The 18,730-nt window shown below is 64.7% G+C and carries 13 protein-coding genes, 1 pseudogene and 1 riboswitch; of the genes and pseudogenes, 9 read left to right on the top strand and 5 right to left on the bottom strand.

The window, feature by feature from the left end:
• From sucA to Q0071_RS16690, 4 genes and pseudogenes are all read right to left on the bottom strand, one after another.
• A pseudogene (sucA, locus tag Q0071_RS16705) lies at positions 1-1,043 on the bottom strand (2-oxoglutarate dehydrogenase E1 component); the annotation flags it as partial.
• 257 nt (positions 1,044-1,300) lie between these two features.
• Positions 1,301-2,263: a malate dehydrogenase gene (gene mdh, locus Q0071_RS16700; protein WP_298172032.1), complete on the bottom strand. Its 963-nt coding sequence runs from the start codon at positions 2,261-2,263 to the stop codon at positions 1,301-1,303.
• Between the two features lie 219 nt (positions 2,264-2,482).
• Positions 2,483-2,833 (bottom strand): hypothetical protein, encoded by a 351-nt coding sequence (locus tag Q0071_RS16695; RefSeq protein ID WP_298172029.1) that lies wholly within the window; start codon positions 2,831-2,833, stop codon positions 2,483-2,485.
• A 191-nt stretch (positions 2,834-3,024) separates the two neighbouring features.
• Entirely contained in the window at positions 3,025-4,251 is a 1,227-nt protein-coding gene (locus Q0071_RS16690) for a cell wall hydrolase (RefSeq protein WP_298172025.1), read from the bottom strand.
• A 178-nt stretch (positions 4,252-4,429) separates the two neighbouring features.
• A riboswitch (cobalamin riboswitch) is annotated at positions 4,430-4,635 on the top strand.
• 105 nt (positions 4,636-4,740) lie between these two features.
• Between Q0071_RS16690 and Q0071_RS16685 the strand changes: the two genes are divergently transcribed.
• The 9 genes from Q0071_RS16685 (at position 4,741) to Q0071_RS16645 (ending at position 17,939) form a co-directional block, all read left to right on the top strand.
• A complete protein-coding gene (locus tag Q0071_RS16685; protein ID WP_298172022.1) occupies positions 4,741-6,597 on the top strand; it encodes a TonB-dependent receptor in 1,857 nt (618 codons plus the stop codon).
• Between the two features lie 56 nt (positions 6,598-6,653).
• Entirely contained in the window at positions 6,654-7,628 is a 975-nt protein-coding gene (locus Q0071_RS16680) for an ABC transporter substrate-binding protein (RefSeq protein WP_298172019.1), read from the top strand.
• Positions 7,625-8,587, top strand: a complete 963-nt coding sequence (locus tag Q0071_RS16675; protein ID WP_298172016.1) for an iron ABC transporter permease — start codon at positions 7,625-7,627, stop codon at positions 8,585-8,587. Before Q0071_RS16680 ends, Q0071_RS16675 begins: the two co-directional genes overlap by 4 nt.
• Positions 8,584-9,324, top strand: coding sequence for an ABC transporter ATP-binding protein (locus tag Q0071_RS16670; protein ID WP_298172013.1), 741 nt, complete (start codon positions 8,584-8,586; stop codon positions 9,322-9,324). The genes Q0071_RS16675 and Q0071_RS16670 overlap by 4 nt, the downstream gene beginning before the upstream one ends.
• A 379-nt stretch (positions 9,325-9,703) precedes the next feature.
• Positions 9,704-12,661: an excinuclease ABC subunit UvrA gene (gene uvrA, locus Q0071_RS16665; protein ID WP_298172010.1), complete on the top strand. Its 2,958-nt coding sequence runs from the start codon at positions 9,704-9,706 to the stop codon at positions 12,659-12,661.
• Between the two features lie 196 nt (positions 12,662-12,857).
• Positions 12,858-13,718, top strand: coding sequence for a MipA/OmpV family protein (locus tag Q0071_RS16660; protein WP_298172007.1), 861 nt, complete (start codon positions 12,858-12,860; stop codon positions 13,716-13,718).
• A 323-nt stretch (positions 13,719-14,041) separates the two neighbouring features.
• Entirely contained in the window at positions 14,042-15,037 is a 996-nt protein-coding gene (locus Q0071_RS16655; RefSeq protein ID WP_298172004.1) for a site-specific DNA-methyltransferase, read from the top strand.
• The gene (locus tag Q0071_RS16650) at positions 15,037-16,770 is read left to right on the top strand and encodes a hypothetical protein (RefSeq protein WP_298172001.1); all 1,734 of its coding nucleotides are present in this window, start codon (positions 15,037-15,039) and stop codon (positions 16,768-16,770) included. The genes Q0071_RS16655 and Q0071_RS16650 overlap by 1 nt, the downstream gene beginning before the upstream one ends.
• A gap of 266 nt (positions 16,771-17,036) precedes the next feature.
• Positions 17,037-17,939: a hypothetical protein gene (locus tag Q0071_RS16645; protein WP_298171999.1), complete on the top strand. Its 903-nt coding sequence runs from the start codon at positions 17,037-17,039 to the stop codon at positions 17,937-17,939.
• On the opposite strand, the gene Q0071_RS16640 is transcribed toward Q0071_RS16645, so the two are convergent.
• Entirely contained in the window at positions 17,893-18,708 is an 816-nt protein-coding gene (locus tag Q0071_RS16640) for a type II secretion system protein GspK (RefSeq protein WP_298171996.1), read from the bottom strand. The two genes, Q0071_RS16645 and Q0071_RS16640, sit on opposite strands and share 47 nt — an antisense overlap.
• Positions 18,709-18,730: the final 22 nt, after the last annotated feature.

Here is an 18,730-nt window from a genome sequence, read left to right as displayed (position 1 = left end):
TGGATCAGGATGGGCAGCACCTGCTTGTGCTTGCCTTTGCCGATGTCATCACGAAACACCTGCTGCGCGCGCGCCTTGCCCAGCACCACCGGGTCCACCGTTTCCAGATGGCTCGGGTTCGGCTGCAGGCTCATGTGCACCTTGATCCCGTCGAACTCGCGGTCCGTGCTGGTGCCAAGGTGATACTTCACGTCGCCCGAACCGCCGACATCTTCGGGGTTCGCGCTGCCGCCAGAAAACTCGTGGAAGATCACGCGGTAGGGCTTGGCCAGCACGTTCGCCAGAACGTTGAGGCGGCCCCGGTGCGCCATGCCATAGATGATCTCGCGCACGCCAAGCTGGCCGCCATACTTGATGACCGCTTCCAGCGCCGGGATCATCGATTCGCCGCCATCAAGGCCAAAGCGCTTGGTGCCGACATACTTCTTGCCGAGAAACTTCTCGTACTGCTCGCCGCGCACGACGGCTGCGAGGATCGCCTTCTTGCCGTTGGGGGTGAAATCGATGGACTTGTCGCCGCCCTCGATCCGGTCCTGCAGGAACTTGCGCTCCTCCACGTCCGCGATGTGCATGTATTCCAGGCCGACCTTGCCGCAATAGTTGCGCTGCAGCACGCTCACGATCTCGCGCGGGGTTGCCCACTGCATGCCCAGCACGCCGCCGACGAAGACCTTCTTGTCGAGGTCAGGCCCCACAAAGCCGTGGTATTCCGGGGTGATGTCCGCCGGCAGCTCCTGCCTTGCAAGGCCCAGCGGATCGAGGTCCGCTGCCAGATGCCCGCGCACGCGGTAGGTGCGCACCAGCATCATCGCGCGGATCGAAGCGCCCGCCGCCGCTTCCAGCGCAGCTTCATCAAGCGGCGCACCGGCGGCCTTTGCGGCCTTGGCGATTTCCTGCTTTAGCGCCATCGGATCGAGCGCGCGGGTCAGGTCGTCGCCCGCGCCGGGATCGCTCACCGGCCAGCGCTTCGATGCCCACGAAGGCCCTGCCTGCGGACCCTCCTGCAACGGATCCACTTCGAACGCGCGCTCTTCGTAACCCATTTCTCACTCCTCTCGCCCCGGGGAGGCCAGTACCTTCGTACCCCGGGCTTCGGACCATCCGGCGCGGCCAGGCGCGCCAGTCACTTTCCTGCGCGGGCGCTTGCGCCGCCCGGAATGCTAACCATGCAAACCCGCACAACCAGCGGGTTTACCCGTGTCCCTGCAAAAGGAGCGCACTCCCGGGGCCACGTAAAACCTCGTAGCTGAACGGGGCGCGAACCTGCTGCGGGCAGGTCTTCGCGCCCCGGCCCAGCCACTCACGCGAGCGAGGGGTCGATCCCCTTGCACGCCACAAGCAGTTCCTTCACCGCATCGACCGAAACCTGCAGGCCGGCCTTGTCGGCCTCGTCCAGTTCGATTTCGATGATCTTTTCCACGCCGCCAGCGCCGATCATCACCGGTACGCCCACGTAAAGCCCGTCAACGCCGTACTGGCCATCGACATAGGCCGCGCAAGGCAGGATGCGCTTCTGGTCGCTGAGATAGGCTTCGGCCATCGCGATGCCCGAAGTGGCGGGCGCATAGAACGCCGAGCCGGTCTTGAGCAGGGCCACGATCTCGCCGCCGCCGCTGCGGGTGCGCTGCACGATCGCGTCGATGCGCTCCTGCGTCGAAAGGCCCATCTTGACGAGGTCGGGCACGGGGATGCCGTTCACGGTCGAATAGCGCGTCACCGGCACCATGGTGTCGCCATGGCCGCCGAGCACGAACGTGTTCACGTCCTTGACCGAAACCTGGAATTCATCGGCAATGAAGTGGCTGAAGCGCGCCGAATCCAGCACGCCTGCCATGCCCACCACCATGTGATGCGGCAGGCCCGAAAACTCGCGCAGCGCCCAGACCATCGCGTCGAGCGGGTTGGTGATGCAGATCACGAAGGCGTTCGGCGCATTGGCCTTGATGCCTTCGCCCACGGACTTCATCACCTTGAGGTTGATGCCCAGCAGGTCGTCGCGGCTCATGCCCGGCTTGCGTGCGACACCGGCGGTAACGATGATGACATCGGCCCCGGCGATATCGGCATAGTCGTTGGAGCCGGTGATCTTCGCGTCAAACCCTTCGACCGGGCCGCACTGCGAAAGATCGAGCGCCTTGCCCTGCGGCACGCCCTCGACCACGTCGAACAGTACGATGTCGCCGAGTTCCTTTTGCGCCGCGAGGTGCGCGAGCGTACCGCCGATGTTGCCGGCGCCGATCAGCGCGATTTTCTTGCGAGCCATGCCTTTGCATTCCTTTCCCGGATACGCGGGACCTGCGGCCATGTACGGCCGCCCGAGAGATACCGCCATAAGGGCCTCCCGCGTCCCGCATGACGGGAAGGAATCCAAGCGGATAGGAGCGACCTAAGCCTGCAGGATGGTGATTGCAAGGCGCAAAAACCCACTCTCTGCGGGTTTTTGTGATAACAGTTCGCAATAGCAAAAAGGCTTGCTTGCGCCTCAGCCTTGCAGTCTGGCCCGCGCTGCGCAGGCCCGCGCAAGCGGCCCGTCCAGCATTGCGCAGACCGCGAGCCACCACTCGGCACCGGCGCTGTCGCCGCTGTCGGCCGCGATTTCCGCCGCCTCGCACGCGCGCTGCGCGGCGGACAGCCCATGCGCGGCGAACAGCCGCAGCGCTGCGGTGAGCAGTGCGTCGTCGTGTGCCTCGGAATCGTTGGCACCGGCCTTGCGCGCCGCCAGCGCAGCGCCATTGTCATTGACCGCGCGCGGCACACGCAGCGCCCGCGGGCGAAGAGTGCCCCAGTGCAGGCAGGGCGAGATGATCCCGTAGCGAGGGGCAAAATGCAGCATGGGGGGCTCTCCTCGGTTGCCGATGTAGCGGATATAGCAGGCGGGGGTGAACAGCGCGTTCGCCCTTAGGGTAAAGGCATAGCTAACCCTACTTAGCGGAGAATAAGTATAATCCGAACAGTGGTTTAGGATAGCTCTAAAGCGCGCAGAGTTGGGCTTGCCCGGCGAATTCGGCCCGAAACGGACTGAACCTAGCCGCCCGGCTGGGCAATCCACTTGCCGGCATTCTCGTAGGCGGGATTGACCGTCGCCCCGCCCGGCAATTGCCCCGCACGGTACAGCGCATCGCCCCCGCGCGCTTCGACTGCGGGCGCAAACTGCGGCGTGGCCGCGCGCGGCTCACCATAGCTCGGCAGCGGGGCCTGGCCGAACGAGGCCGCATTGCGTCCCGCCGCGCCCGGTGCCGCCTGTGCAGACTTGAGCGCTTCGATCCGCCCCGCCTCGAACGCCTTCTCCAGCTGGATCGGATCAGCCACGTCCGCCGCCGCCGGGGTCCAGGTGCGCGGATGCGGCGCCGCCACCGGCTCGCCGCCCGAATAGACCGCATTGAACGCGATCGGCCGTCCAGCCGCGCCGCTCCAGCGATAGAACCGGTGCGCGCCGATCGTGCCGATGAAGGTCAGGCTGTCCGCCCAGTAGGGATGCACCGCCGATGTATGGTAATGCGTCGCCAGCCCCACCGGCGCATAGACGGAGCCTGCCAGCGCATCGGCTGCCACGCGCCGCGCGCGGTCCCAGAACGCGGCCACTGGCCGCCGCGCCATCGATCCGTCGCAGGCAAAGCTGAACTGGCAGCCTGCGCGCTCCGATCCCTGATAGACCACGCCGCAAACCGTCTTGGGCCAGGCCGGATGCGCCACGCGGTTGAGCACGACCTGCGCCACCGCGCGCTGCCCGGCATCGGGCTCGCTCGCCGCCTCGTAATAGATCGCCGCCGTCAGGCACTGCAGCGCGCGCGATTGATCAAGGCTCGTGCCCCGCATCGCGATCGGCCGCGCCGCTGGTCCCACGCCGGTGATCGGGGCCGCGTCGTCGCCATGGATCTGCGTCAGCTGCGCATCCCACGCGGATTTCGCCGCATCGGGCGCGAGCATGCCGGTGTCATCGCTCGCCAGATAATAGAACGCCGAGCCCGGAAAGCTGTCCCCCGGCCGCTCGAACGGCTGCAACCCATCGCGCGCCTGCGCCGAAGGCACCCCCGGCGCGATCCAGCCCGGCCCCGCCAGCCACAGCGCAAAGCCCATCACCGCAACGCCAAGGATTCCGCCCCAGCGCTTGAAAAGCCTCTCCCGTGTGGGGGAGGGCATGTCAGGCACCACCGGCGCCGCAGCCACCTTGACCGCAGGCACCACCACCCGCCGAGGCGCCAGTGCCTCGGGCGGCAGCTTCACCGGCCGGTAGTCAATGATCAGAGGCATAGGACAAGCGCACTCGAGGGGTGTGGCAGCAGAGCACTAGGCCACCATGACGCGCCCCGCACCCCGCCATTTCACCCCGTCCCGCTAAGGCACACCCTCCTGCCATCGGGTTAACGCAAAGACGTCCCCGGTACGGGGAAGTGGAGGGGACTTGCCCCAAAGTGCAGGTCCCGCTACACATCCCCCCGACGCCACCGGTGCCCGCGAAAGCGGGCTAAGAGGGAATTCGGACAAGTCTTCAACGATTTGCCCCCGAAGCTGCCCCCGCAACTGTGCCCGGATAGCGCCCTGTCCATCATGCCACTGGCCGCAAGGCTGGGAAGGCGGGCAGGGGGCGATGACCTCGGGCGAGCCAGGAAACCTGCCGGTGTGTGGTCGTTCCGCGGCCGGGCGGGGTGTACCGGGCGCATGCGTGAGACGGCGCGCCTTATGGCCCCGCGCACTCTCCCGCCATGGACGGCAACGTCCATGGGCCGGGAGGAAAACCGAATGAAAAATCTGTATCTTGCCGCCGCAGCCTCATGCGCTCTGGCAACCCCCGCGCTTGCCCAGCAGGCCGATCAGATCACCGTCGTCGCCACCGGCAGCCCCCAGCGCATCGACCAGACCGGCCAGCCCATCACCGTCCTCACCGCTGCCGATCTCGCCCGCCTGCAAGGCCCCGATATCACCCGCGCGCTCGAGCAGGTCCCCGGCCTCACCATCAGCCGCAACGGCGGCCCCGGCGCGTTCACCGGCGTCCGCCTGCGCGGCTCCGACTCTGAACAAGTCCTCGTCCTCATCGACGGCGTCCGCGTCGAAGACGTCGCCGCCCCCGGCGCCGGCTTCGATTTCGGCACGCTGACAACCGGCGGCATCGAACGCATCGACGTCCTGCGCGGCTCCAACTCGGTCACCTGGGGCAGCGCCGCGCTCGGCGGCGTCATCGCCATCCAGACCCGCGAGCTGAACGGCCTCGAAGCCAGCGCCGAAGGCGGCAGCCGCGGCTCCTTCGCGGGAGAGGCCGCCGCCGGCCTCGCACGCGAAAAGTACGCCCTCTCGCTCACCGGCGGCTACACCACCACCGATGGCGTCTCCGCCGCTGCCGTCGGCACCGAAGCGGACGGCGCGCGCCAATGGCACTTCGGCGGCAAGGCCCGCCTCGATCTCGCCCCCGGCCTCTCCTTCGTCGCCAATGCCCGCTACGCCGATACCCGCACCGATATCGACGGTTACCCCGCGCCCAACTACACTTTCGCCGATACCCCCGAATACCAGACCACCCGCCAGGCGTCCGGCCGCGCCGGCCTGCGCTATGAAGGCGCGTGGCTCACCCTGAACACCGGCTTCGCGCTTTCCGATACGAAGCGCGACTACTACGACCCCACCTTCGGCACCGCCCCCAGCTACGGCTATCGCGGCCGCAGCCACCGCGCCGATCTCACCGGCCGCGCCAAGCTCCCGGCAAACTTCGCGCTCGATTTCGGCGCTGACAGCGAATGGACGCGCTATTCCGGCACCTTCGATGCCCGCCAGACCGCGCGCCAGACCAGCGGTCACATGATGCTCGGCTGGTATACTGATGCCATCTCGCTCGCCGCTGGCCTGCGCTATGATGATCACAACCGCTTCGGCAACGCCACCACCCTTGGCGCCAACGGCACCGTCCGCCTCGCGCAAAACCTGCGCCTGCGCGCCAGCTACGGCGAGGGCTTCAAGGCCCCCACGCTCTACCAACTCCTCTCGGACTACGGCAACGCCGCGCTCCGCCCCGAACGCAGCCGCAGCTACGACGCGGGCCTCGAATACAAGAGCGGCCCCGTCACCGCCGCCGTCACGGTCTACCGCCGCGATAGCCGCAACCTGATCGCCTTCGTCTCGTGCTTCGGCCAGACCACCGCGATCTGCACCAATCGCCCCTTCGGCACTTACGACAACGTCGGCAAGGCCCGCGCCGAAGGCGCCGAAGCCGAACTCACCCTGCGGCCCACCGCCAAGTTCACCCTGCGCAGCCTCTACAGTTACACCAAGGCCCGCAATCTCACCCCCGGCAATGCCCAGTTCGGCAACGATCTCGCCCGCCGCCCGCGCCACGCGCTCACACTCAGCGGCGATTGGGAAACCCCGCTGGCAGGCTTCGCGCTTGGCGCAGACCTGCGCCTCATCAGCCAAAGCTTCGACAACGCGTCGAACACCGTCCGCCTCCCCGGCGGCCCGGTCGCCACGCTCCGCGCCAGCCTCCCGCTGCACGACCGCGTGACGCTCTACGCCCGCGTCGAGAATGTCTTCGACAACCGCCTCCCCACCGCCGCCGGCTACAGCGCCGTCGGCCGAGGCGCCTTCGCCGGTCTCAGAGTGCGCTACTGATGCCGCAGAACCCTTCCACTTTGTCCTCCCCATTTTTGCGCAGCACAAATGGGGAGGTGGCCCGCCGCAGGCGGGTCGGAGGGGTTCTTTGCCTCCTGCTCGCGGCGCTCACCGCCTGCACCCCGCAGCCCAAAAGCGAAACCCGGCGCGAAACCACGCGTTATCTCCCCACGATCGTCAGCCTCAACCCTTGCGCCGACGCGATCCTCGCCGAAGTCACCGCCCCCGGCCAGCTCCTCGCGCTCTCGCACTACAGCGCCGATCCCCGCGCCGCCTCGATGGACCCGGCCAAGGCCCGCCAGTTCCCCACCACGCGCGGCACGCTCGAGGAAGTCCTCACACTTCGCCCCGATGTGGTGGTCGATAGCACCTTCGTCCCACCCGCCACCGCCGCAGCCTACCGGCGCCTTGGCCTGCGCCTCGAAACCATCGGCATCGCCAGCACGGTCGAGGAAAGCCGCGCCCAGATCCGCGGGCTCGCCGCGATGGCCGGTAACCCCGCACAAGGCGAAGCGCTCATCGCGCGCATCGATGCGGCCCTCGCCGCCGCCGCGCCCACCCGTGCGGGCGCCTTGCCCGCGCTGGTTTGGGAGCCGGGCGGCATCGTCCCGGGGGACAACACCCTGATCGCCAATCTCCTGCGCCGCACCGGCTTCGCCAATTTCGCCGCCGCGCGCGGGCTGGGGCAGGCGGACCAGCTCCCGCTCGAACGCGTCCTCGCCGATCCCCCGCGCGTGATCCTCGTCGCCGGGTCGGACCGCGCGCTCAGCCATCCCGCGCTGACCCATCTCACCGGCACCACCCGCGCAGCGCTCGATCCGCGCCTGCTCTATTGCGCCGGCCCCACCATCATCCCCGCCGCCCAGCGCCTCGCCGAAGTGCGACGCACCCTTTCTCCCCTCCCCATTTTTGCCGCAGGCACAAATGGGGAGGTGGCTCGCGAAGCGAGACGGAGGGGTTCTTCTCCCCTCCCGCTTGCGGGAGGGGCCGGGGGAGGGTCTGTTCCGCCCAAGCTGATAGCCAGCCAATGACCCGCCCCGTCCCCCTCCTTCTCGCAGCCCTCGCGCTCGCCATCCCCCTCAGCCTCCTCGCCGGGCAAGTCTGGCTCAACCCCTTCGCGCCCCACACCGCCAACGCCTTCACCATCCTCGCCGAACTGCGTGCCCCCCGCGCCGCGCTGGCGCTGGTCATCGGTGCGGGGCTGGGCGGGGCAGGGGCCGCGATGCAGGGCTACTTGCGCAATCCGCTGGCTGATCCCGGCCTGTTCGGCGTCGCCCCCACCGCCGCGTTCGGCGCGGTGCTCAGCCTCGCGCTTGGTCTCGGCGCGCTGCTCCCGCTTGCATCGTTGCTTGGCGCCGCCATCGCCATGGCCGCGCTTGCGCTGATCGCCGGCAATGCCAGCGGGCAGAACAGCACCACCTTGTTCGCGCTCGCGGGGCTCATGCTCGCCAGTCTCTCGGGCGCGCTCACCAGCCTCGTCATCAGCCTCGCGCCCAATCCCTTTGCGCTCAGCGAGATTGTCACCTGGCTGATGGGCAGCCTTGAAAGCCGCTCGTGGCACGATGTCCTGCTTGCCGCGCCGCCCACCGCGCTCGGCCTGATCCTTCTTTCCCGCGCCGCCCCCGCGCTCGATGCGCTCACTCTGGGTGAGGAAACCGCCCGCTCCTTGGGCGTGAACCCCACCCGCCTGCTCTGGCTCGTGGTTCTCGGCACCGGCCTCGTCGTGGGCGCCGGGGTCGCCGCCGCCGGGATCATCGGCTTTGTCGGCCTCGTCGTGCCCCACATCCTGCGCCCCTATACCGATCAGCGCCCCTCCAGCCTGCTCCTCCCCAGCGCGCTGGGCGGCGCGCTGCTCCTGCTCATCGCCGATTGCCTCTGCCGCCTGCTCCCCCTCGCGGGCGGCGAACTGCGCATCGGCATTGCGCTAAGCCTCCTGGGCGCGCCGTTCTTCCTGCACCTGCTCCTGCGCCTGAGGAGCGAACTCGCATGAACCTCGCCCCCCGAAACCTCACAGCCGCAAACCTCACCGTCCCCGGCCGCCTCACCAGCCTGACCACCGCGCTGCGCCCCGGCGAACTCACCGCCATCTGCGGCCCCAACGGCGCGGGCAAGACCACCCTGCTGCGGGCGCTCGCGGGGCTGGAGGCAGGCCCCGTCACTCTCGGCGAAACCCCGCTCGCCACCCTCCCGCCGCGCCGCCGCGCGCAGGAGATCGGCTATCTGCCCCAGCATGCCGAGCCCGCGTGGAACCTCACCGTCGAAGCACTCGTCCGCCTCGGCCGCCTGCCGCACCGCACCGCGCGCGCCGAGGATGAGGCCGCCGCCCAAGCCGCACTCACCGCGCTAGACTGCGCGCACCTCGCCGCGCGCGGCATCCACACCCTCTCCGGCGGCGAACGCGCCCGCGTCCTCCTCGCCCGCGTCCTCGCCGGCCAGCCCCGCTGGATCCTTGCCGACGAACCCCTCGCCAGTCTCGATCTCGCCCACGCCGCCACGCTCCTCGCGCATTTCCGGGGGCTGGCCGATGCTGGGGCAGGGGTCGTCCTCGTCGTCCACAGCCTCGCCCATGCGATGAACCACGCCGACCGCGTCGTCGTCCTCCAAAACGGCCGCCTCGCCGCCGATGGGCCGCCAGCGGTCGCCCTCTCCGAGGAAGTGATCGAACACGTCTGGAACGTCCGCGCGCAGTGGACCGGCCCCCAAGGCGCCCGCGCGCTTTCGCTCTAGCGTGAAGCCCTCTCTCCTTAAGGGGAGAGGGTTGGGAGAGGGGAACCAGCGTCGTCTGCCAGAACAGGTTTCTCGCAGAGACTCGAAGGGAAAAGAGACCGCAGAGACTGAGCGCAAAGCGGCGAAGCCGCCCCAAGCCTCAATCCGCTTCGGTCCGATAACTGGGGCTGCAACCCGGCCGACCCCTTTCGCGCTCTTCTTCCCCTCTGCGTCTCTGCGAGAACCAACTTTTCTCTTCATTTCTTCCCGCTCACCCTGGGTCCGCCCGCAGGCCTTGCCCCCCGCGCCACCTTGCTATCGCGCGCCCCGCCACCCACGTGTCGCAAAACGCCCGCGCGCCCCTTGCCGGAATCGAACAAATCTGGAACAGACTGCCTCCATGTCCCTCAGCACCATCTCAATCCGCGGCGCGCGTGAGCACAATCTCAAGGGGATCGACGTCGATCTCCCGCGCGATAGCCTGATCGTCATCACCGGCCTCTCGGGCTCGGGCAAATCGAGCCTCGCGTTCGATACGATCTATGCCGAAGGCCAGCGTCGCTATGTCGAGAGCCTCTCGGCCTATGCGCGCCAGTTTCTCGAGATGATGCAGAAGCCCGATGTTGAGCATATCGACGGGCTCAGCCCCGCGATCTCGATCGAGCAGAAGACCACCAGCCGCAACCCGCGCTCCACCGTGGCGACCGTCACCGAGATCTACGATTACATGCGCCTGCTCTGGGCGCGCGTCGGCATTCCCTATTCGCCCGCCACGGGCCTGCCCATCGCCGCGCAAACCGTCACCCAGATGGTCGATCGTGTGCTCGGCCTGCCGGAAGGCACGCGCGCCTATCTCCTCGCCCCCGTCGTGCGCGGCCGCAAGGGTGAATACCGCAAGGAACTCGCCGAATGGCAGCGCGCCGGCTACACCCGCGTGCGCATCAACGGTGAACTGCTCGCCATCGAAGACGCCCCCGCGCTCGACAAGAAGCTGAAGCACGATATCGAAGTCGTCGTCGATCGCATCGCGGTCAAGCAAGCCGACGAAGGCTTCCGCACCCGCCTCGCAGACAGCTTCGAGCAGGCGCTCAAGCTGGCGGATGGCACGGTTTACCTCGATCTGGCGGATACGACGGTTGAGGCGATTGGTGGGGAAGGGGCTGCTCCCACCCCCGCTCAGCCTGAGCCTGTCGAAGGCCCCTCGGCCAAGCGCAACGCCAAGGGCATGAAGAAAACCGGCCTCCCGCCCAACCGCATCGTCTTCAGCGAAAAGTTCGCCTGCCCGGTCAGCGGCTTCACCATCGAATCCATAGAACCGCGCCTCTTCTCGTTCAACGCCCCCCAGGGCGCGTGCCCCGCCTGCGATGGCCTCGGCGAGAAGCTGCTGTTCGATCCCCAGCTCGTCGTCCCCAACGAGGCGCTCAGCCTGAAGCAAGGCGCCGTCGTCCCCTGGGCCAAGTCCAACCCCCCGTCGCCCTATTACATGCAGGTCCTCGCCAGCCTCGCCGGCCATTTCGGCTTCAGCCTTGAAACGCCGTGGGAAAAGCTCGCGCCCGAAGTGCGCATCGTCATCCTCTATGGCACCGCCGGCAAGGCCGTCCCGCTCACCTTCATCGATGGCAAGAAGTCCTACACCGTCCAGAAGGCCTTCGAAGGCGTCATCGGCAACCTCAACCGCCGCATGCTGCAGACCGAAAGCGCCTGGATGCGCGAGGAGCTCTCCAAGTTCCAGACCGCGCAGCCCTGCGAAACCTGCCACGGCGCCCGGCTCAAGCCCGAGGCGCTGAGCGTCAAGGTCGCCATGGCGGACATCTCCTCCATCACCCACCTCTCCGTCGCCGCCGCGGTGGAATGGTTCGGCGCGCTCGATGCCCAGCTCACCCCGCAGCAGAGCCAGATCGCCAAGGCCATCCTCAAGGAAATCAACGAGCGCCTCGGCTTCCTCAACAACGTCGGCCTCGATTACCTCAACCTCGATCGCACCTCCGGCACCCTCTCCGGCGGCGAAAGCCAGCGCATCCGCCTCGCCAGCCAGATCGGCTCGGGCCTCTCCGGCGTGCTCTACGTGCTCGATGAACCCTCCATCGGCCTCCACCAGCGCGACAACGACCGCCTGCTCATCACCCTCAAACGCCTGCGCGATCTCGGCAACACCGTCATCGTCGTCGAGCACGATGAAGACGCGATCCGCACCGCCGATCACATCGTCGATCTCGGCCCCGGCGCGGGCGTCCACGGCGGCGAGATCGTCGCCCAGGGCAACCTCGACGATATCCTGACGAACCCCGACAGCCTCACCGGCCAATACCTCACCGGCGCCCGCCGCATCGAGGTGCCGAAGAAGCGCCGCAAGGGCAACGGCCTCCAGCTCACCGTCGAAGGCGCGCGGGCCAACAACCTGCAGAACGTCACCGCCTCCATCCCGCTCGGCACCTTCACCTGCGTCACCGGCGTCTCCGGCTCCGGCAAGTCCAGCTTCACGATCGACACGCTCCACGCCGTCGCCGCGCGCACGCTTAACGGCGCCCGCGTCATCGCTGGCGCGCATGATCGGGTCACCGGCCTCGAACACTGCGACAAGGTGATCGAGATCGACCAGTCCCCCATCGGCCGCACCCCGCGCTCCAACCCCGCCACCTACACCGGCAGCTTCACCCTCATCCGCGATTGGTTCGCCGGCCTCCCCGAATCCGCCGCCCGCGGCTACAAGCCCGGCCGCTTCAGCTTCAACGTGAAAGGCGGCCGCTGCGAAAAGTGCCAGGGCGACGGCCTCATCAAGATCGAGATGCACTTCCTGCCCGACGTCTACGTCACCTGCGAGGAGTGCGACGGCCGCCGCTACAACCGCGAAACGCTCGAGGTGAAGTTCAAGGGCCACTCCATCGCCGATGTGCTGGATATGACGATCGAGGACGCCGAGGAGTTCTTCAAGGCCGTCCCCCCGATCCGCGATCGGATGCACATGCTCAACGAAGTCGGCCTCGGCTACGTCAAGGTCGGCCAGCAGGCCACCACGCTCTCCGGCGGTGAGGCGCAGCGCGTCAAGCTCGCCAAGGAGCTCGCCCGCCGCTCCACAGGGCAGACGCTCTACATCCTTGATGAGCCCACCACCGGCCTCCACTTCGAAGACGTGCGCAAGCTCCTCGAAGTGCTCCACCGCCTCGTCGATCAGGGCAACAGCGTCGTCGTCATCGAACACAACCTCGATGTGATCAAAACCGCCGACTGGCTGCTCGATCTCGGCCCCGAAGGCGGCGTCCGCGGCGGTGAACTCGTCGCCGAAGGCACGCCCGAACAGGTCGCCAAAAACCCCCGCAGCTTCACCGGCCACTACCTCGCCCCGCTCCTCAAGCGCTAACCGTTGTTCCTCCCCATTTTTGTGAGAGCACAAATGGGGAGGTGGCAGCGCGAAGCGCTGACGGAGGGGTTCTTCCTTCCCGCCCACCCCGGCAACAATACGTTATAACATAGCAACGCAACCACGCCGCCCGCCTGCTATGCGCTGCGCAGTCGCATCCCACTCCGCAAGACGCCATCGTCAGGACCTGGCACCCATGAACACCGCCCACTGCACCGCCCTCGCGGCCGCGCTCACCCTCCTCGCGCCCGCCGCGCATGCCCAGAACGTGCCCGCCCAAAGCGCGCCCGGCCGCCCCGCCGGCCCGCCCGCACCGCCCACCTGGGTCCTCACCGTCGGCGTCGCGCCCATCGTCGCCCCCGCCTGGCAAGGCTCGCGCGATACCGCCTTCTCGATCTTCCCGGATATCCGCCTCGCCTACAAGGATGCCGTCTTCGCCTCGGTGCAGGAAGGCCTCGGCTGGAACGCGATCAACCGCGATGGCTGGAAGATCGGCCCCATCGCCCGCCTCCGCTTTGGCCGACGCGAATCCACCGGCGGCTCGCCCTTCCTCGTCGCCGGCGGCAGCGATGCCCTGCGCGGCTTCGGCAATGTGGGCCTCGCCGGCGAATTCGGCGGCTTCGTGCAATATAGTCCAGACCGCCGCCTCGCTCTGCGCACCGAAGTCCGCCAGGGCACCGGCGGACACGAGGGCCTCGTCGCCGAACCCTCGATCCGCTTCACCGATCGCGCCGGCCCCTTCCGTTACTCGCTCACCGCGCGCAGCACCTTCGCCAGCGCGAAGTACACGCAGGTCTACTTCGGCGTGACCCCCGATCAAGCCGCCCGCGCCGGCCTCACGGCTTACCAGACCGGCTCCGGCCTCGTCTCGGCAGGGCTGGGCGGCACGCTCACCCGCCCCCTGGGGAGCCGCGGCCAGCACGGCGCGCTCACCCTCCTCGCCGGCTACGACCGCCTCGGCAACGCCGCCGCCAACAGCACCCTCATCCGCGAACGCGGTCGCCGCGATCAACTCAGCATCGGCCTCGCCTACGGCTACCGCTTCACCTGGAAGTAAAGCCACAGATCCTCCCCGTAAAAGGAGAGGTGGCTCACAAACCGCTGACGGAGCCGCTAGATCCTCCCAGCTTATGCCGAAGGCACAAATGTGGAGGGGGACCGCCTCGCTCATCCTGAGCCTGTCGAAGGAAGCGGGTGGTGGAGGGGTAGAAGCGCGGCGCCCGCCCGCGCCAAAGCGCCACAAACCGCCCGCGCGCCCACCAAACCCAAGCCGCCCACAAAGCCAAAGCAATGAAGGGGGCCGTCGCCCCCTTCACCCCCGGGCATGGCTGACGGCAACCGCTGTTGCACATCTGTGCATCACGTATAGACTGGTGAAGTATGAACTTCTTTGCACCAAAATCGTCAGAATCCCAGCGAGAACTCCTTGCGACAATGGTTGATGATGAGTCGCATCTCAAATCGAGCATCTGGATTGGGGATGCTCTCGATAAGCTTAATGTGCTGGCGGACGCCAGCGTCCAGCTTTGCCTTACTTCTCCACCTTACAATATTGGCAAAGAGTACGAGAAGGACGATCGGAAGCCGGTCGAACAGTATGTCATATGGATGGAGAAAATTTTTGAGTTAGTCTTTAAAAAACTGAAAGTGGGAGGAAGTTTCTGTCTGCAAATTGGCAATAGTCATAGCGACGGCGGCCTTTATCCATTGGACTACCTTCTGCTGCCAAGTTTACTAAAAATGGGATTTACATTCAGGAATCGCATTATATGGCGATTCAACTTCGGACTTCACGCGCGAAAGCGTTTCTCTGGTAGGTATGAAGTTATCATATGGGTCACCAAGGGGGACGGCTATAAATTTAATCTCGATAGTGTGCGAATCCCCCAGTTGTACCCCGGAAAGCGCCATTCCAGGAAGAAAAAGTTGGCGGGACAGCCGAGTGGCAATCCACACGGAAAGAACCCGTCTGACTACTGGGAGTTTGATCCCAAAAGTGCATTCTTTGATGATCCAGTTTGGAATATTCCAAACGTAAAATCAAATCATCTGGAGAAGACGGTACATCCGTGTCAGTTTCCAATAGAATTGGCTGAACGATGTATCTTGGCACTTACTGATATTGGCGATATCGTACTAGATCCGTTTGCCGGAGTGGGAACGACTGTGATTGCTGCTGACTGTCGAGAACGGATTGGCGTTGGGATTGACCGATCTGAGGCTTATGTACTGCTTGCGAGGGACCGATTGGCTCAAGCCCGTGCTGGGGACTTACCCATTCGACAAGCTGGCGTAGCTCCTCGCCAACCGAAATCTGGTGAGCGAGTTGCGACAATCCCTAATGAGTGGGTACAGTTAGATGGGGGGGAGCCGTAATGTCTCTTTTGTCTGAGAAGTTAAAGAAGTCGGCAAAGCCAAAGAAGAAGAAATTGAGCGAAGAGGCGCGTCGAGATCGTGCTCTTGATCGTTCGTTTCTGAGGCAGCATCGCTCGATATTTGAGAATATCGGCTTTCAGAGATTGTCAGGCATCGATGGTGTCAACTTCACATTTAAAGGGCTAAAGAGTGAAATTGATGACATATTTGTATTTGAAAATCTGATAATAGTTGCTGAGTACACCCGATCTAACTCGGCGAATTTATCTGATCATGCGAAAGGAAAGGCTTCAATCCACAATAAGATTGCAGAGTGCCCTCAAGAGTTTATTGCGTTTTGCAAGGAGAAATTTCCCGAGTTTGATAAGTATATAAATTCAGTTTTATATACTTCAAAGCAGATGATGCTTCGAACGTTATATTGTTCAATTGATGCTCTTCAGGATCATCACAAGGTTATGTTTAGTAACGCGAAGTTTTGGTCGCTTGCTGAGAGGTCATATTTCAAGAGTCTCTCGACTTCGATCCGGCGGTCCGCTCGTTATGAACTTTTCGAGTTTTTCGGTGTCTCGCCAGTTGAAGTTGGAAACTCCGGAGTAATTTCGGCGTCCCAATCGCAAGATCGTTATGATGCTTTGCTTTTACCGCAGGAAAACTCCCATTTTCCCGAGGGTTTTAAGGTCGTATCTTTCTACGTCGATCCGGACGCTTTGCTGCGGAGGGCTTATGTTTTACGTCGCAATGGCTGGCGTGATTCAGATGGGCTGTATCAAAGGTTAATTATTTCACAGAAAATTTCATCAATAAGAAGATATTTAAAGGACAGTAGAAGAGTATTTGCAAATAATATTGTTATAACTCTTCCAGATAGCGTCCAGATTGCCAATGTCTCTGGCGAGCCATTGAGTATGGATTCTGTTAGTAAAACGACGCCGGTGAAGATTGTCTTACCGGATACACCATCGTCGGTTGGTATAGTGGATGGTCAGCACCGGGTGTACTCCTATTTTGAGGGCGATGAGGCGGAGCCACTTATAGACCAGATGCGACGGCAGCAGAACCTATTGGCGACTGGGCTGGTTTATCCTAGTAAAATGAATTCTCGAGATAGGGAGAAGTTTGAGGCTAATTTGTTTCTCGAAATAAATTCAAACCAATCTAGCGCTTCATCTGATGTCAAGCAGGCCATATGGACCATTATAGATCCATTCAGGCCCGAATCAGTCGGAAGAGTCATAATAAATAGAATCGCGCTAAAGGATCCTCTCGCTGGATATCTCGCCCGAACGAATCTTGACGCAGGAAAGATACCAACAACATCCATTGTATCATACGGTCTTCTTCCGCTTCTTAAAAGAAGTGGCAATGATTCTTTGTTTTCAATTTGGAGTGATCCGGAGAAGAATTTGATCGAAGGCAAGGAGAGAAATCCGGACGTTTTAGAGAGATACATTCAATTCTGCGTAAAACAGATATCGGATTTTCTTGTAATTTGCAAGATGAATTTGGAAAGCGCTAAGTGGAATATTTTGCGAAAAGATGGGCAGGGTGTACTATCGGTTACCACTATCAATGGAATTCTCATCGTAATGAGAAAGTTGATTGCAGATGGCAAGATTGATGAATCGAATCTTAATGTTTCGCTTTCTAAGATAATAACATTTGATTTCGTCAATTTTAAATCGAGCCAATATGGGAAGCTGGCCGACGCATTACTTAGTCACCTAAATTGATCCTGTCCTACACACCCCCACCCATGCCACAATGACCCCCGTTTGTTCCAATCGGGAGTCGCATGGCCATGGCACAGCACAACACCAGCAGTTTCGGGCGGGGGTGGATCCCCATGGAGCGCGATATCGGGCTGCCGAATGAGGAGCGGCCTTCTTCCCCCCTCCCGCCTGCGGGAGGGCCAGAGGATCAGTATGCGGGTGGGTTTGAAGGAAGCGCCGCGTTTGCCTCGGCCCACCCCAACCCCTCCCGCAGGCGGGAGGGGCTTATGTCTGCGCTGCCCTTCACGCCCGAACGCCGCGTGCGCTTTCTTCATCACCTTGCCACCACCGGCAATGTCCGCCGCGCCTGCGCTGCGGTCGGCGTTTCGGCGCAGGCGGCCTATGTCCACAAGCGGCGCGATGGCGCGTTCGCCCATGGCTGGCACGCCGCGCTGCTCCTCGCGCGTGATGCGGCAGAGGAAGTGCTGGCCGAACGCGCGCTGAACGGGGTGCAGGAGACGATCTTCTACCGGGGTGAGGCGGTGGGCCACCGCGTCCGTTTCGATGCGCGCCTGCTGCTGGCCCACATCGCGCGGCTCGATCGCCATGCCGATCAGGCGGAGCAAGAGGGTGCGCCTGCGCCTGGCATCGCCGCCCGCTTCGATGAATACCTCGCCGAGCTGCGCGAAGCGGCGGAACCCGGCGACGAGCCCGCCTTCGCGCCGCCGGACTATGATTTCGATGCCCCGCCGCAATGGACCCCCGCGCAGCCCACCCGCGAGGAAGCCCTCCTCGCCGCGCGCGAAGAGGTGCTCTATGCCTTCCCCCCTGAATCGGAGGACCTCCCCGCCGAAGCGCTCGCCGGGCTCGATCTCGATGCCATCGATCCGATCGATATCTGGCCAGAGGCGCTCGCGCACGCCCAGCACACCGCCGAAACCGCCGCCGCCGCCGAATGGGACGCCGCCAGCCAGACCCGCCTCGCCGCGCTCGACACGCTGCTCGATGAACACGAATGCCCGCCCCGCGCTGAACCGGCCATCGAAACCAAGTCCGCAAAAGTCTCTCATGACCGTGTCAACCGTGTCAACTTGCGCGCACTGATCGCGGCCCGCCCGCCGCTTTCCCTCGCGTGGCTGTCCCTCAGGTCCCCCAGCGCAGCACATAGGGCTGGCGCGGGTTGCCGGTGATTTCGGCCACCACGCGCCGCTGGGCCCGCGCGCCGCCGGGGCCGCGCGCCGTGGCGATGATCGTCACCACCCGGCCGCGCCAGTCCGCCGGATCGCTGATCGGGAAGGCGGGGCGCTGTCCGGCGATCTCGCGCTGCCGTTCGATCACGTCGGGCGTGTTGGCGTTGCCGTCGTTCATCACCTGGATCGCCAGTGGATCGGCATAGCGCTTGTCAAACGGCGCGCCGTTCACTTCCACCGTGGCGATCCGGGCCACGCGCGCGGCCAGCGCCGGGGTGAAGCCGCGGATGTCGCCCAGTTCCTCCACGCTCGTCGGCGGCCCGTTGCGCGGGGCATAGCCGCGCGGGCGATAGGCCTCGCTCTCCGCGCCGTCCGTCCGGGGTTCGTCGTCCTGGTCGATCCAGTCGTCAAAGCTGTCACGCAGGGTCTTCACTTGCAGCGGCGGCAGGCCCAGCGTGCTCATCAGCCAGCCGATGTTCTCGCCGTCGATGCGGTTGATCATGATCTTGCCCGCCTCGTCCTCGATCCGGATCGCCAGCGCCGCGGCCTTGTAGCTCTCGGTGTAGGTCCGCCCGTCGATTGCCCAGCGCGCCGCCAGCCCGGGGCGGGTGAGGCGGGCGAGCGCGATCTCCACCCCCGCATCCGCCGCCGCGCCCAGCCGCGCCGCGCTCGTCTCCGCCTCCAGCGTATCGAGCCGCGCCGCCGTCGCCGCCGCCGCTCCCGCCGCGAGCGCCGCCATCACGCCGATCCCCGCCACCACGGCGAGCATCGCGTAACCGCGTTCGTGGCGG

Source organism: Novosphingobium sp. (assembly GCF_027486195.1).
GTDB lineage: Bacteria > Pseudomonadota > Alphaproteobacteria > Sphingomonadales > Sphingomonadaceae > Novosphingobium.
Note: the sequence above shows the minus strand (reverse complement) of the source record. Positions and strands in the feature narration are given on the sequence as shown.

Coding starts and splice junctions, on each gene's coding strand:
- mdh (WP_298172032.1), bottom strand. CDS start 2,263: ATGGCTCGCAAGAAAATCGCGCTGATCGGCGCCGGCAACATCGGCGGT.
- Q0071_RS16695 (WP_298172029.1), bottom strand. CDS start 2,833: ATGCTGCATTTTGCCCCTCGCTACGGGATCATCTCGCCCTGCCTGCAC.
- Q0071_RS16690 (WP_298172025.1), bottom strand. CDS start 4,251: ATGCCTCTGATCATTGACTACCGGCCGGTGAAGCTGCCGCCCGAGGCA.
- Q0071_RS16685 (WP_298172022.1), top strand. CDS start 4,741: ATGAAAAATCTGTATCTTGCCGCCGCAGCCTCATGCGCTCTGGCAACC.
- Q0071_RS16675 (WP_298172016.1), top strand. CDS start 7,625: ATGACCCGCCCCGTCCCCCTCCTTCTCGCAGCCCTCGCGCTCGCCATC.
- Q0071_RS16670 (WP_298172013.1), top strand. CDS start 8,584: ATGAACCTCGCCCCCCGAAACCTCACAGCCGCAAACCTCACCGTCCCC.
- uvrA (WP_298172010.1), top strand. CDS start 9,704: ATGTCCCTCAGCACCATCTCAATCCGCGGCGCGCGTGAGCACAATCTC.
- Q0071_RS16660 (WP_298172007.1), top strand. CDS start 12,858: ATGAACACCGCCCACTGCACCGCCCTCGCGGCCGCGCTCACCCTCCTC.
- Q0071_RS16655 (WP_298172004.1), top strand. CDS start 14,042: ATGAACTTCTTTGCACCAAAATCGTCAGAATCCCAGCGAGAACTCCTT.
- Q0071_RS16650 (WP_298172001.1), top strand. CDS start 15,037: ATGTCTCTTTTGTCTGAGAAGTTAAAGAAGTCGGCAAAGCCAAAGAAG.
- Q0071_RS16645 (WP_298171999.1), top strand. CDS start 17,037: ATGTCTGCGCTGCCCTTCACGCCCGAACGCCGCGTGCGCTTTCTTCAT.
- Q0071_RS16640 (WP_298171996.1), bottom strand. CDS start 18,708: ATGCTCGCCGTGGTGGCGGGGATCGGCGTGATGGCGGCGCTCGCGGCG.